The sequence below is a fragment of the Rheinheimera sp. B2H12 genome (genome assembly GCF_059620065.1).
In genome coordinates this window covers 4382361-4396360 of sequence record NZ_CM184363.1, presented here as the reverse complement: position 1 = coordinate 4396360, position 14000 = coordinate 4382361, and the positions used below count along the sequence as shown (strand labels likewise).

13 protein-coding genes and 1 other RNA gene are annotated in these 14000 nt (G+C 51.5%); 11 read left to right on the top strand and 3 right to left on the bottom strand.

Annotation, left to right across the window (positions count from 1 at the left end; translation table 11 throughout):
- Positions 1 to 16: 16 nt before the first annotated feature.
- Entirely contained in the window at positions 17 to 364 is a 348-nt protein-coding gene (locus tag AC53GJ_RS18760; protein ID WP_496729918.1) for a YraN family protein, read from the bottom strand.
- Positions 365 to 366: 2 nt separating this feature from the next.
- Entirely contained in the window at positions 367 to 2250 is a 1884-nt protein-coding gene (locus tag AC53GJ_RS18755; RefSeq protein ID WP_496729917.1) for a penicillin-binding protein activator, read from the bottom strand.
- Positions 2251 to 2393: 143 nt separating this feature from the next.
- Between AC53GJ_RS18755 and rsmI the strand changes: the two genes are divergently transcribed.
- The 4 genes from rsmI (at position 2394) to rnpB (ending at position 4709) form a co-directional block, all read left to right on the top strand.
- Positions 2394 to 3260 (top strand): 16S rRNA (cytidine(1402)-2'-O)-methyltransferase, encoded by an 867-nt coding sequence (rsmI, locus tag AC53GJ_RS18750; protein ID WP_496729916.1) that lies wholly within the window; start codon positions 2394 to 2396, stop codon positions 3258 to 3260.
- A gap of 189 nt (positions 3261 to 3449) precedes the next feature.
- A complete protein-coding gene (locus AC53GJ_RS18745; RefSeq protein WP_496729915.1) occupies positions 3450 to 3644 on the top strand; it encodes a hypothetical protein in 195 nt (64 codons plus the stop codon).
- A 44-nt stretch (positions 3645 to 3688) separates the two neighbouring features.
- A complete protein-coding gene (locus tag AC53GJ_RS18740; protein ID WP_496729914.1) occupies positions 3689 to 4285 on the top strand; it encodes a hypothetical protein in 597 nt (198 codons plus the stop codon).
- Positions 4286 to 4340: 55 nt separating this feature from the next.
- Positions 4341 to 4709, top strand: an RNA gene (gene rnpB / locus AC53GJ_RS18735) — RNase P RNA component class A.
- 85 nt (positions 4710 to 4794) lie between these two features.
- Here rnpB and AC53GJ_RS18730 read toward each other — a convergent pair.
- Positions 4795 to 6003, bottom strand: coding sequence for a 2Fe-2S iron-sulfur cluster-binding protein (locus AC53GJ_RS18730; protein WP_496729913.1), 1209 nt, complete (start codon positions 6001 to 6003; stop codon positions 4795 to 4797).
- A gap of 570 nt (positions 6004 to 6573) precedes the next feature.
- On the opposite strand from AC53GJ_RS18730, the gene mraZ reads away from it, so the two are divergent.
- From mraZ to mraY, 7 genes are read left to right on the top strand one after another with little or no spacing between them, the layout of a single operon-like run.
- Positions 6574 to 7044, top strand: a complete 471-nt coding sequence (mraZ, locus tag AC53GJ_RS18725; protein WP_496729912.1) for a division/cell wall cluster transcriptional repressor MraZ — start codon at positions 6574 to 6576, stop codon at positions 7042 to 7044.
- Positions 7044 to 7988, top strand: a complete 945-nt coding sequence (gene rsmH / locus AC53GJ_RS18720) for a 16S rRNA (cytosine(1402)-N(4))-methyltransferase RsmH (protein WP_496729911.1) — start codon at positions 7044 to 7046, stop codon at positions 7986 to 7988. The genes mraZ and rsmH overlap by 1 nt, the downstream gene beginning before the upstream one ends.
- Entirely contained in the window at positions 7981 to 8289 is a 309-nt protein-coding gene (ftsL, locus tag AC53GJ_RS18715) for a cell division protein FtsL (protein ID WP_496729910.1), read from the top strand. The genes rsmH and ftsL overlap by 8 nt, the downstream gene beginning before the upstream one ends.
- Entirely contained in the window at positions 8286 to 10037 is a 1752-nt protein-coding gene (locus tag AC53GJ_RS18710; RefSeq protein ID WP_496729909.1) for a penicillin-binding transpeptidase domain-containing protein, read from the top strand. Before ftsL ends, AC53GJ_RS18710 begins: the two co-directional genes overlap by 4 nt.
- On the top strand, positions 10027 to 11541 hold the full coding sequence (locus AC53GJ_RS18705) for a UDP-N-acetylmuramoyl-L-alanyl-D-glutamate--2,6-diaminopimelate ligase (protein ID WP_496729908.1): 1515 nt from the start codon (positions 10027 to 10029) through the stop codon (positions 11539 to 11541). The genes AC53GJ_RS18710 and AC53GJ_RS18705 overlap by 11 nt, the downstream gene beginning before the upstream one ends.
- Positions 11538 to 12914: a UDP-N-acetylmuramoyl-tripeptide--D-alanyl-D-alanine ligase gene (locus AC53GJ_RS18700; RefSeq protein ID WP_496729907.1), complete on the top strand. Its 1377-nt coding sequence runs from the start codon at positions 11538 to 11540 to the stop codon at positions 12912 to 12914. Before AC53GJ_RS18705 ends, AC53GJ_RS18700 begins: the two co-directional genes overlap by 4 nt.
- Positions 12908 to 13990, top strand: a complete 1083-nt coding sequence (gene mraY, locus AC53GJ_RS18695; RefSeq protein ID WP_496729906.1) for a phospho-N-acetylmuramoyl-pentapeptide-transferase — start codon at positions 12908 to 12910, stop codon at positions 13988 to 13990. Before AC53GJ_RS18700 ends, mraY begins: the two co-directional genes overlap by 7 nt.
- Positions 13991 to 14000 lie beyond the last annotated feature (10 nt).

Below are 14000 nucleotides of genomic sequence, written 5' to 3'. Positions count from 1 at the left end.
GTTCCTGATTAATTTATTAAAATGCGTTTTGGATCCACTCAATCCGGTATGGCGCTTCGCCGGAAATTGCGACGACATCAAACCGACAGGGAGCCTGACTGCGTTGCTGCTGTAAAAAGTAGCTGGCAGTTCTGGCCAGTTTTTGTTGTTTTTGCACCGTCACTGCAGCGGCGGCGCCGCCAAAGTTGTGGTGTTGTCGGTATTTCACTTCAACAAACACCCAGTGCTCTGCGCTGCGGCAAATTAAATCAATTTCACCATAGCGGCAGCTAAAATTTCGTATGACCAGACTGAGTCCCTGTTGCTGCAGGTATTGCAGCGCCAGTGACTCAAATATGGCGCCGGTTTCGGCTGGGCCTGTCATGCTCAGGGGGCTGACGGGGTTTGCAAAATATCCAGCTTGCCCCGACGATACTGTGCCAGCGTTAACTGACGCTGAATCACTTGCTGTTCGGTCAGGCGTAAATGACCGGTCAGACCATGAAAAACCAAGGCTGGAAATTGTTGCTGTTGTTTTAACCGGTTCACCAGTTGCATCGCATCATGTCCCATCGCAAACAGTCGTTGCTGGGTTTCATCCTGCTCGGCAAAAAGTTGTTCGTATTCAGCTCTTAACGCTGGTTTCGGCTTGATCGGCAGTAACCAGGGCATCTCGGTCAGCGTCAGTCCACTCAAGTCGCGGATATCGGTGCGATCGATGGCCAAACTATGACTGCGTGAACTGGCATACACAGGTAACGCCGGTGCAGTTGGGCTGACAGTGACATCAATAAATGGCTTAAATAACCGGGTCTGAGCCGGATCGGCCAGCAGATAAATGGCATCGACATCAAGCCGACTGTGCATTTCGGCTTTGACATTGCGACCGCTGAGTTTTTCCAGCTCTTTGACCCTTTCGGTACTGGCGGCAGTTTCTAAGAAGGTATTAATCAGTTGCCGCAGTTCATCTTGTGAACTGTAACTGTAGGCCTCAACCACTTTGCCGGTTTGTTGTTGCCATTGGTCACGGAATTGTTGCGCCATGCGCTGTCCAATCGGATTCACCGCATGAATGAGCACCGGATGCTGATACTGTTTTTGTCGGAACAACTGCACCATTTGTAAGGCTTCGTCTTCGGCACTTAATGCAAAATAAAACTGTTCAGCGACCACAGGTTTATCCTGCGGTTTACTGTTTAAAAATAACGTTGGCCAAGGCCAGTTTGGCAGTGCCTGGACTTTATCTACATCTTCACGCAACAGCGGTCCAATGACAAAATCAACGCTCGCTTGTTGTAATGCCTGGTAAATGGCATGGCCATCTTGTTGGCTGTCGATAAAAGTCAGACTGCGATCAGTGCCAGTGCCCGCGGTAATTAAACCAAGCTGTACCGATTCGCCCAGTGCTTTCAAGGGGCCAGATAAAGGTAAGATCACCCCAATTCTTTTCGGTTGGTAGGGCTGGGTTTGTGCAAGCAAGGTGATGGCAGCCGGTAAATCTGTCAGTGCCGGCATGCCAGGATGGCGGCTTTGCCAGTCCTGTAAGGCTTGCTGCATGGCAGGCTGATCGCCATTAAAAGCCAGTGCCGTTTGTAATAACTCCAGCCAAGCCTGGGCTCTGGGCCGGGCTTGTTGGGTTAGCTGGATGATTTCTTCTGGACTTAACTGGATCAGATGTTGCCACAATAGCTGTTGCATTGCTGGATCTGCGGCAGTGTTGCCGGCCAGTTCATCCTGGGTCAGTAACCAGATGACCGCTTGGACCAGTTGTTGTTGCTGTTGATAATAACTTGCCGCGAGGGTGCTAAATTGTGTCTGATCTGCTGTCGGCACATCGGTCAGCCGGGTTTGCTTTAGTAACTGTTCAACGGCCTGATATTGCTGATTGAGCAAATAACCGTGCAGCAGAGGCAGTAAATTTTCACTGCGGATACTCAGGTCAGTGCTATTGCGCAGATGGTAACTAATGGCTAATGCCCGCGCCGGGTTACTGTTGTTTTGCAATAAAGTTCTGGCCTCAGCCAATAGTTGTCGTTGTTGCAGCAACTGTGGATCCTGACTTGTGGCCGGTTCCAGTGGCAGTGGTGTCACCTGAGCTTCAACCGGCAATGTTTCCAGTTTGAAGGCTTCCGCATCGGGTTCAGCCACCACTTCGGGTTGCGGCTGTGGCGCCGTCACGACCGGTTGTACTGGTGCAGGCGTCTGGCTGCAACTGACTAAAAAGAAAGCTGAACTCAGGCTCAGCCAAAGCGTTAATTTGCTGGATTTCACAATGCACAGTTACAATAGCCGACGAATGGCATCATCTTATACCATTTCCGGCACCGAATCATCCCGCGGCACTCTTGCTGCTGGCAGATTTGATGAACTTTTATTCGCAGATTTTTTGCTTTACGCTGCCCTGGAGCCACATTATGCAAGCAACCTCCATTCTGAACCCTGCCGGTTCTTTATTTATCGTGGCCACGCCGATCGGCAATCTGGACGATATCAGTCAGCGTGCGTTGCAGGTGTTACGCGCTGTCAGTTGGGTGGCGGCAGAAGATACCCGACACAGTGGTAAGTTACTAAGTCATTTCCATATTTCGGCGCGTTTTATTTCATTACATGATCACAATGAAAAACAGCGGGCGGCCAGCTTATTGCAAAAATTACACGCTGGCGAAGATGTCGCCTTAATTTCAGATGCCGGCACGCCACTGATTTCTGATCCCGGCTATAGTCTAGTCAGGTTGTGCCGGGATGCCGGGGTTCGCATCGTGCCCATTCCTGGTCCTTGCGCTTTGATTGCTGCGCTTTGTGGTGCCGGTCTGCCAACCGATAAGTTTCATTTTATTGGTTTTCTGGCCGCCAAAAGTCAGCAGCGGCAAAATCAGCTGACCGCCATCCCGGCTGGTGTCGGCACCTTAATCTGTTACGAAACCGCCCGTCGGATTAAAGATACGCTGGCGGATCTGGTGCTGGTATTTGGGGCTGAGCGTGAGTTAGTGCTTGCCAAAGAACTGACCAAGACTTTCGAGCATTTTGTACATGGGACTGCTGCCGAAATTACGGCGTGGCTGGAGGAAGATCCGCTGCGTTGCCAGGGCGAAATGGTGCTGATGATAGCGCCGAAAATAGCGGTGGAGGAACAAATCTCCGCCGCAGCACAACAAACGCTGAAGTTGTTACTGACGGAATTACCGTTAAAAAAAGCGGCAGCCTTGACTGCTGAAATTCATGCTGAAAAGAAAAACGCTTTATACAAACTGGGACTGAGTTGGGCTGAAGCTGAAGTTTAGGCAAGATTCAGGTGTTCGCTGCCAGCGGAAGTGGCTGGTTATATTTGTGCCGATGTTCGGCAATTTCATACCAAACCCCTACTATCACATCTTTGTTACATTGATATCATTTTTAAACTTTGAATCCATCTAACATTAACCGCCAGTCCAGTGACTTCGTTGGGCTGGTGGGGTGTCAGGGGGGTCCACATGAAATGGATGGCGATGGTCAAGTTATTGCTGGCTGCGGGTATTTTGCTGATACTGCTGGCGCGGCCTTGGTTGCAACTGCAAGCCAGGCAATGTTTTGTATGTTGTCAGTGGCATATTTTTTATCTGGTCAGCATTGAAATTGAGCGCTGTCAGCAACTCAATTGCCGTCAGTTTGAAGTGGACAATTGGTAACAATACCTCTGATTTAACTTTAAGTTGGTGCTGGAGATTGCCTGATGAATGATTCTGCATTTGCATTACCGGCTGCCCAGAAGGTCTGGGATTGGCTACTCACGCATGCAGGTCTGCTGTTATGCCTGATGTTGTTGCAGGCTGCGGTATTGTACCGGCAGGAGTTGAAATTACAGTTAGTAGATTGGTTGCGGCTGGGAACACAATGGCTGGCCAATCAGCAATTACACCAAAAAGTGGCGGCTGATTTTATGATTAAACATCAGCATCAGCAGCAAACCGTCAGTTTTGTCAGTTTGTTAAGGCGCGACACGCTGGTGCTGGTGTTTACTCCGGGTTGTCGTGCTTGTGAGCAGGCCATCTTACAACTGAGTCGTTTTGATCCGCACAAGTTGGCGGCCGCCAACATTGATTTAATGGTTATAACCCCGGCCGGACTACCGCAAATGGCGTATCTGCCCAGTTTGCAGGTGTATCAGGCTACCTCAGGTTTTCAGCCTGATTTATTTGATGCATGGTTCAAACCGACTTTACTGCGGTTTAATCCGCAAGGTAAGTTGCTGGCAAAATCTGTTGGTTGGTCAAAAGCTGATTTTTTAAAACTGGCGGGGCTTGCTAGCGATGATGGCGTCCAGCCTTGAACTGCATCACAGCTTTTACTGGCCTCAGCGCCAAATTGGCGTATAATGCGCGCCGTGAGTTGGCCAAGACAATCGCTGCCTGTACAAACAGGGGGAGGAAAGTCCGGGCTCCACAGGGCAGGGTGCCAGGTAACGCCTGGGGGGCGTGAGCCTACGACCAGTGCAACAGAGAGCAAACCGCCGATGGCCCGCGTAAGCGGGATCAGGTAAGGGTGAAAGGGTGCGGTAAGAGCGCACCGCGCGACTGGTAACAGTTCGTGGCACGGTAAACTCCACCCGGAGCAAGACCAAATAGGCCCCCATTGGCGCGGCCCGCGTTGGGGGCGGGTAGGTTGCTTGAGGCATATGGCGACGTATGTCCTAGAGGAATGATTGTCACTCTGGCAACAGAGCACAGAACCCGGCTTAACGGCTGGCTCACACCTTATTCCAGCCCCGTCAGCTTGCTGACGGGGCTTTGTTGTTTTTAGCCTGTGATTTTCAGACAAAATATATCGAAGTGCTTGAATTTAAGTGGTCGGGTTACTTTGGGGGAACTTGCTAACGTCATCGCGATAATGTGGCTGCTGTTGGGCTGTGGTCACTTCAGCATCCTCTGCTATTGATTCTGGCTGGCAAAATGCCAGTTGTAGTGGCGATTGAGCCTGCATACAACAAGATAAAATTTCATCTGCCGCCAGTTCAAATTCGGGTTGTAGCACCGTCTGACATTGGCCTGACAACAGTTTCAGCCGGCACTGACCACAGGAACCACCGCGGCAATCATAAGGCACTGGGACTCCTGCTGCCAGCAACGCATCCAGTACTGAACTATGGCCCAGACTATCGGCCTGGAGCTTACCCAATTGCAGCGCGAAGCTGTTTTTGCTGTGGGCGGCGCTGAATAATTCATGATAACAACGCTGCACGCCGGCCTGACGCAGTTCCTGCTCCAGACTCTGCACCATATCGGCATTGGCGCAGAGATAGTAGTCTGCTTTGAGTCCTGCCAGGGCTATCAACTGACGCGCCGTGATGCGGCCACGTCCGCCTTGCCAGTCTGGCGCAGGCTGACTCAGAATGGGCCGATAATGCAGGCCGGGCAGTCGCTGTAAATAACGATGCCATAACAGATCCTGCGCAGTTCTGGCTTGATAGCATAACCAGACCGGGCGTTGCTGCCGTATCGCCTGCTGCGCCATTGCCAGCATCGGCGTGATGCCAATACCACCGCCCACCAGCACCAGCGGCCGGCCACGCAGCCAGCGCGGCCGTAACAGCGTCGGTAGCCACTGCTTGCAACTATGTCGCCAGTCATGACGCAGTATAAAATGACCTTTTGGATAACTGCTTTGCAGTTGATCCCCAATCTGCAGGGTCTGCCACAAGGCTTGACTGAAACGGCCATTGGCTTCGGCTTTAATTGCCAGCAAATAATACTGCCGCTGCTGATTATCCTGTACCAGTGAATAAGCCCGGCTGACCGCTTTACCCTGCAGATCCTGCCCAAACAACAAAATATGCTGACCGGCCCTGGCTGGGGGGAGCTGCAGATCCTCAGCGTGGCGCAACCAAATTTTCAGCATATCCTGCTGGCGTCGGATCCGGCTGACCACCAGCGGTAATCGCCGTTGCTGCTGGCGCTGTTGCCACCGACGTTGCAGGCCATCGATGATCCCATAGCAAAGATAAAGACTAAGTAACACCACCAAGGTCAGTACAAGAGCAGTTGACGACACCTGACGTCCTCCGGCTGTAAAAGGTGCTAGTTTACCAAATTCGCCAACTAATGCAATTGAGAATTGTTTTTATTGGTTAGATTTGTGAGTGCTTGCTAACCATCAGTATCATGCTGTTATTGATCATTATTGAGTTCATTGGGCGCTGCTCAGGCTCAGCGCTCAAGGCGAGCTGACTGGATCCGCGGTTTGCTGCACTATTGCCGTTTTGGCGTAGTGCATGGCGGTTAAAACAACACTCTCTGCTGGTTTTTACGCCACTATGCTGGTCAAAACGGCCAGGATCGGTATTTTTTAGTCCGATCAACGGCTGTGAGTCAGCGTCAGTTCAGTTTGTGAAAATTAGTTACGCATAACCTACTGCTACCAGGATTTGGCATCTCTCCCACTTTTTCCCACTTTTTTCAGTGATCTGGCGCTAAGCCGCGTCATTCTTGAGTTTTAAACAAGGTGCTAAGTGGGGTTTTACCTTGACAAGGCGCTTTTATGCGCCCTAAACTGTAGCATTGTGGAGATTCGTGGGTGAAAGTGGATCTTCACCTGCTCAAATGCCAACAAGATGGGATCAACATGTTTCGTGGATCATTTGCTTTAAGCCTGGATGACAAAGGCCGGTTGACGCTGCCAACGCGTTACCGCGATAGCCTGTTGTCTGATGCCGGCGGCCAGCTGATCTGCACCATTGATCACAAAGATCCCTGTCTGATGTTGTACCCGCTGGCAGAGTGGGAAGAAATCGAAGAAAAACTGCAAAAGCTATCGAACTTTGTGCCGCAGGAACAACGGCTGAAACGGTTGTTACTGGGCCATGCCACCGACTGCGAAATGGATAAAAACGGTCGCATCTTATTGCCGGCGACCTTAAGAGAACATGCGCATCTGAGCAAAAATCTGCGCTTGGTTGGCCAGTTGAATAAATTTGAGATCTGGGACGAACAGACCTGGCATCAGCGTGTCGCCGAGGATATGGCAGTAGAACAACAAATGGCCGCGACTGGCGAAGCCGAACTTTCTGAACGTTTACAGGACCTTGCATTGTAATGACGTCACAAGCACATATTTCAGTCCTGTTGCAGGAAACCATTGATGGTCTGAATATCAGACCAGACGGCATTTATCTGGACGGGACTTTTGGTCGCGGCGGCCACAGCCGGGTGATCCTCAGTCAGTTAAATGCCCAAGGCCGGTTATTTGCCATCGATCGCGATCCGCAGGCCATCGCCGCTGCGGCTGAATTTGCCGCTGATAGCCGTTTTCATATCAGTCATTGTGCCTTTGCCGAATTAGCCACAGTGGCGGCAGAGCAACAGATCAGTGGCCAACTGGATGGCATTTTATTGGACTTAGGGGTGTCATCACCACAACTGGATGACGCCGAGCGTGGTTTCAGTTTTATGCGGGATGGTCCGCTGGATATGCGGATGGACCCGACTTCCGGTATTTCTGCCGCTGACTGGCTGGCCAAAGCGGATGTCGAACATATCACTTTTGTGCTGCGCGAATATGGCGAAGAGAAATTCGCCTGGAAAATTGCTAACGCTATCGTCGACAGCCGTGATGCGGCACCACTGACCCGCACCAGCCAACTGGCCGCCTTGATTGCCTCGACGGTACCAAAAAGTTTTAAAGAGAAAAAACATCCGGCCACCCGCAGTTTTCAGGCGATCCGGATTTATATCAACAGCGAACTGGAGCAGGTCAAAACTGCGCTGGATGCTGCGCTGCTGGCACTAAAGCCGGGTGGCAGACTGGCGGTGATCAGCTTCCATTCACTGGAAGACCGGCTGGTGAAACAATTTATGCGCCAGCACAGCAAGCCACCGGCAGTGCCTAAAGGGTTGCCGCTGACGGAAGCGCAATTAAAAAGACATTTACCGCTGAAGCTGATTGGTAAAGCCGTGATGCCGTCTGAGGCTGAGCTGGCGCAAAACCCACGCTCGCGCAGTGCGGTGCTGCGGATTGCTGAGAAAAACAGCCATGAGTAGCATTAAGCTTAATCAGCTGATTTTAAAGGATATTGCCAATCATAAATTGGTGATCCTGTTGCTGATTTTGTGTATTGGTTCGGCCTTGGCTGTGGTTGAGTTTACCCATATGAATCGGCAACTGACCATCAGTCAGGACAAATTATTCCAACAACGTGACGCGCTGGAAATGGAATGGCGCAATTTACTGGTAGAACAACGGGCTTTGTCTGAACACAGCCGGGTTGAGGAGATTGCGCAGAAGCAACTCCAGATGGTTCGACCAACAGGTGAGCAGGATATAGTGGTGGATCAACCATGAAAAGACCGGTGAGAACAGTCAAGCAAGCCAAACAGCGCAAACACCCGACGGTGATTAGCTGGCGTTTTGCTTTTGTCGTACTGACACTGTCGGTGATTTTTTTTGGTTTGGTGGCCAGAGCGGCTTATTTGCAGGTAGTTGACCCTGACATGCTGGTGGAGCAGGGCGACTTACGCTCATTGCGGGTCAAATCTGACGAAGTGATGCGCGGTATGATCCTCGATCGGCATGGCGAGGAACTGGCGGTCAGTGTGCCGGTTGAATCTATTTATGCTGATTCTAAAGTGGTGATGCAAGCCAATGCCAAGGGGGATACCCGCCGCTGGCATGCGCTGGCAGATATGCTAAGGATCAGCCCACAACTACTGACAGATAAAATTGCCACAGATCCGAAAAAACGTTATGTCTATTTGCAGCGCCATGCCAGCCCGGCCACTGTCGATTACATCCGTAAATTAAAAGTCCCCGGCATTTATTTCAAACAGGAATCACGTCGTTATTACCCGGCAGGTGAAGTGACGGCGCATATCCTCGGTTTTACCAACGTCGATGATAAAGGCGTTGAAGGGGTCGAGCGGCAGTTTAATGCCCTGCTCAAAGGCGAAGCGGGTCGCAAGGTGATCCGTAAAGATGCCAAAGGCCGCGAAATTGAAGTATTGGAACAAACCGACGCCACCGCATCGCGGAATTTACAGCTTAGTATTGATCAGCGTATTCAGGCGGTGGCTTATCGCGAGCTGAAAAAAGCTGTACTGACCTTTGGCGCAGCCTCAGGTTCTGTGGTGTTGGTCGACGTGCATACCGGTGAAGTGCTGGCGATGGTGAATAGTCCTTCTTTTAACCCGAACAATCGTAAAGGCGTGGCGGTGCATCGTTTTCGTAACCGCGCTATTACCGATACTTTTGAGCCTGGCTCCACCGTGAAGCCGTTGCCGGTGCTGGCAGCGCTGGAAAATGGTACTGCTGATATGAATACCATTATTCCGACCGGGCATGGACCCATTCGGGTAGGCGGTGGCCGGGTGACTGATGTCACCGGTAATGGTGATCTGGATTTAACCGGTATTATTCGTCGTTCCAGTAACATTGGGGTGACGAGGCTCGCGCTGAACATGCCACACGAAGATATGCTGAACATGTATTACAACATGGGGCTGGGTCAGGACACCGGCTTAGGTCTGCTTGGTGAAAGCGCCGGTCAGTTGCGTGAAAGGGCCCGCTGGTCAGAGTTTGAACGGGCTACCTTGTCGTTTGGTTATGGTTTGTCGGTGACAGCGGTACAATTGGCACGGATTTATGCCGCTATTGGCAATGGTGGTACTGTGCGGCCGCTGACCATTCTGAAAACCGACAATCCACCACCGGGCGTCCGGGTCATTGCCGAACATAACGCTGATGCCATGGTCGAAATGCTGGAAGCCGTCACCGAAAAACGTGGCACCGCAACCCGCGCCAAAGTGCCGGGTTACCGCGTAGGTGGTAAAACAGGTACGGCGAAAAAAGCCATTTCTGGTGGTTATGGCGATGACTATATTGGCTCATTTGCTGGTATTGGACCGATTTCACAGCCGCGACTGGCCTGTGTGGTGATCATCAATGAACCAAGCGGAGATTATTACGGCGGTGGTGAAGTGGCTGCACCTGTGTTTAGTGCGGTGATGGGGGCAGCCATGCAACTGCTGAACTTACCACCGGATGGCAATGATAGTCGCATCTCAAAAGTGGCCGGAGGTCCAGATGCAGGTTAACCGACTACAACAGTGGTTATCCCCGTTTAAAGCGACTGTCGAAGGGCAGTCGCTTTGTGCGTTAGAGAACCGCGCAGAAATTTTGCCGGATGCGCAGTTATGCATCAGCACTAAGCAATTGAATAAAGGTGATATTTTCCTGGCATTGCCGGGCGTGTCCAGCCATGGCAATCAATATATTGCTGATGCACTGGCGCAAGGTGCCGCGCTGGTACTGACCAATGAACTGACGGCCGGACAAGCTGATCTGGCGCGCGATCCGAGACTGTTGTTGTGGCCGGATTTGATGCCGCTGCTGCCGCAACTGCTCAGCACTTATTATCGGCAAGCGGATCGGCAAATGCAGCTGGTGGCTATTACCGGCACCAATGGCAAGTCCAGCAGCGCGATTTTTGTCAATCAGTTGACCCGCTTGTTAGACGAAGCTGGCGCTGTGATTGGCACTTTAGGCTATGGCGAATTTCCGGCTTTTAAACCGCTGCAAAATACCACGCCACATCTGGTGGATTTACACCGCATTTTTGCCGAGTTATTTCAGCGCGGCTGTCAGCGGGTGGCGATGGAAGTCTCGTCGCATGCCCTGATCCAGCAGCGGGTGGCGGGGTTAAATTTTGCGGTGGCGGTGTTTACCAATTTAACTCGGGATCATCTGGATTACCACGGCACTATGCAGGCTTATGGCGCCGCGAAAGCATTGCTGTTCAGCAAAACCTATGCCGATGCTGCGGTGATTAATGTGTCAGATGCTTTTGGCAAAACTCTGGCAGCGCAAACCGAATTGCCGGTGCTGGCCTATGGCCGGCTCGCCGATTGTCAGGGCTTTAGCCGTTTCCTCGGTTATGACAATCTGCAGGCGGATGGCCATGGTTTCCGTTGCACTTTGCATAGTCACCTGGGTCATTTCCAATTGCATATCCCGTTGCTGGCTGAATTTAATGTGCAGAATGTGCTGGCTGCGATGGGCGCCATGTTGCTCTGCGGTCATGACCTGCCAGAGCTGGTGCAGGCCTTACCTCGTTTACTGGCAGTGCCTGGCCGGATGGAGCAATGGCAATTCCCGGACGAGGTGTCGGTGGTGGTGGATTATGCCCACACCCCGGACGCGCTGGAACAAAGTTTAGTGGCGCTACGGCAACAATGCCGCGGCCATTTATGGTGTGTGTTTGGTTGTGGTGGCGATCGCGATAAAGGCAAAAGACCGCTGATGGGGCGGGTGGCAGAGCAATATGCCGATCATGTGATTATCACGGCTGACAATCCGCGCACCGAAGACGTGCTGGATATTTGTCAGGACATAGTGGCTGGTTTTGCCAGCAGCGATCATTTCCAAATCGAACCGGATCGTGAATCCGCCATCAAACTGGCGCTGATTGAAGCCCAGCCCGATGACATGATTTTAGTGGCTGGCAAAGGCCATGAACCCTACCAGATCATTGGTCAGGTGGTGCGGGACTATGACGAACGTAAATTTATTGACAGCTTATTGGCGGAGATGTGCCGATGATCAGCCTCAGACTGAGTGAAATTGCGCTGGCCACTGAAGCCAGACTAATAGGTGCCGACCTGGAGATCCAAAGTGTCAGCACTGACAGCCGTGTTATCCAAGCCGGTGATTTATTTATTGCGCTCAAAGGGCCGAATTTTGATGCCCATCAGTTTGTCGCAGATGTAGTTGCCAAAGGCGCTGTGGCGGTGGTGACAGAGCAACAACTTGCGGTGACGGTGCCACAACTGGTGGTGGCTGATACCAAACTGGCATTAGGCCAGCTAGGGGCGCTGGTGAAACAACGCCTGCAAGTACCGGCAGTCGCGGTGACCGGCAGCGTGGGTAAAACCACAGTCAAAGAAATGATGGCGGCTATTATGTCGCGCATTGGTAATGTGCTGGCGACCGCGGGTAATTTTAATAATGAAATCGGTGTGCCGCTGACGCTGCTCAGGTTAACACCGGAGCATCAGTATGCTGTGATGGAACTAGGTGCCAACCACTTGGGTGAAATCGCTTATACCACGTCCTTGGTCAAACCCAAAGTAGCGATGATTACCAATGTGGCAGCCGCCCATTTGGAAGGTTTTGGCGATTTATTCGGTGTGGCTCGCGCCAAAGGCGAAATTTACACCGGACTTTCGGCCGATGGTCTGGCGATAGTGCCGCTTGATAGCGAGTTTCACAGCTACTGGTTGCAGCGGCTGTCTCATCTGCAGGTGCATACGTTCAGCATGACGCAGCAAGCCGATTATTATGCCGAAGCTATTGCGCTGGATGAGCAAGGTTGTGCAGGTTTTACCATGTGCACTCCTTATGGGCAGCGGTTTATTCAACTGACGTTACCGGGTAAGCACAATGTCAGTAATGCGCTGGCCGCTGCTGCTGCAACGCTGGCGATGGGTGCCAGTCTGGCGGATGTACAACTGGGATTGTCGCAGATGAAACCAGTGAAAGGCCGGATCAATGTGCATCAGCCAAAAGCGTTATTGCGGATTATTGATGACACTTACAACGCTAATTCTGAATCCGCTAAAGCCGCCACCGATTTATTAGCCTCATATGGCGGTATTCGTATTCTGGTGCTGGGTGATATGGGTGAATTAGGCCCGGATGCCCGTTTGTACCACGAAGAAGTCGGCCAGCATGCGCTGTCGCTTGGCATTAACCACTTGTTCACGCTGGGTGTGTTATCGCAGAACGCCAGTGCGTTATTCCATGCCCAAGGCGCGCATTTCAGCTCCAGGCAACAATTGGTCGCAAAATTACTGCCCTTTTTACAGCTTGAGGCAGAGGTTTCCATTCTGGTGAAAGGTTCACGCAGTGCCCGGATGGAGTTGGTTGTGCAGGACTTGCTAGAAAGATGTCAGCAGGAGACAGGTGCATGTTAGTCTGGTTAGCCGAGTTTTTAACTCAATACATCAATGCGTTTAACGTATTCAGTTACTTAACCTTCAGATCTATCCTCGGGATCCTGACGGCTTTACTGCTGAGTCTGTACTTTGGACCAAAACTGATTGCAGCGCTGCAACGGTTGCAAATTGGCCAGACAGTGCGGAACGATGGCCCGGAGAGTCATTTCTCTAAAAAAGGCACACCTACTATGGGTGGCTTGCTGATTTTAGGCTCTATTGCTATCAGTACTTTGCTATGGGCTGATTTATCAAATAAATATGTCTGGGTGGTGCTGTTTGTGCTGGTCAGCTACGGCTGGATCGGCTTTATTGACGACTACCGCAAAGTGATCCGCAAAGATCCAAAAGGTCTGATTGCGCGCTGGAAATACTTCTGGCAATCGGTATTTGCCATTATTACCGCCTTTTTCTTGTATGCCACTTCTGACCGGCCAGCTGAAACCAGTCTGGTGCTGCCTTTTATCAAAGATGTGCTGCCGCAATTGGGGCTGTTTTTCCTGGTCACCACTTATTTTGTCATGGTGGGGTTTAGTAACGCTGTCAATTTAACCGACGGGCTGGATGGTCTGGCGATAGTGCCAACCATTATGGTGGCAATGGCCTTTGCCGTGATTGCTTATGTCAGTGGCAACGTGGTGTTCGCCAATTATCTGCATATTCCGCACTTGCCATTAACCTCAGAACTGGTGGTGGTCTGTGCCAGTATTGTCGGTGCCGGGCTTGGCTTTTTGTGGTTTAACACTTACCCGGCGCAGGTCTTTATGGGGGATGTCGGTTCGCTGGCGTTGGGTGCCATTCTGGGCGTCATTGCAGTGCTGGTGCGCCAAGAAATTGTGCTGATTATCATGGGCGGTATTTTTGTCATCGAAACCATGTCGGTGATCCTGCAGGTGGGTTCTTATAAATTGCGTGGTCAGCGGATTTTTCGGATGGCCCCCATCCACCATCACTACGAATTAAAAGGCTGGCCAGAGCCGCGGGTGATTGTCAGATTCTGGATTTTATCGATCATTTTTGTGCTGATTGGTCTGGCGACCCTGAAGCTGCGTTAGGACTGGAAAA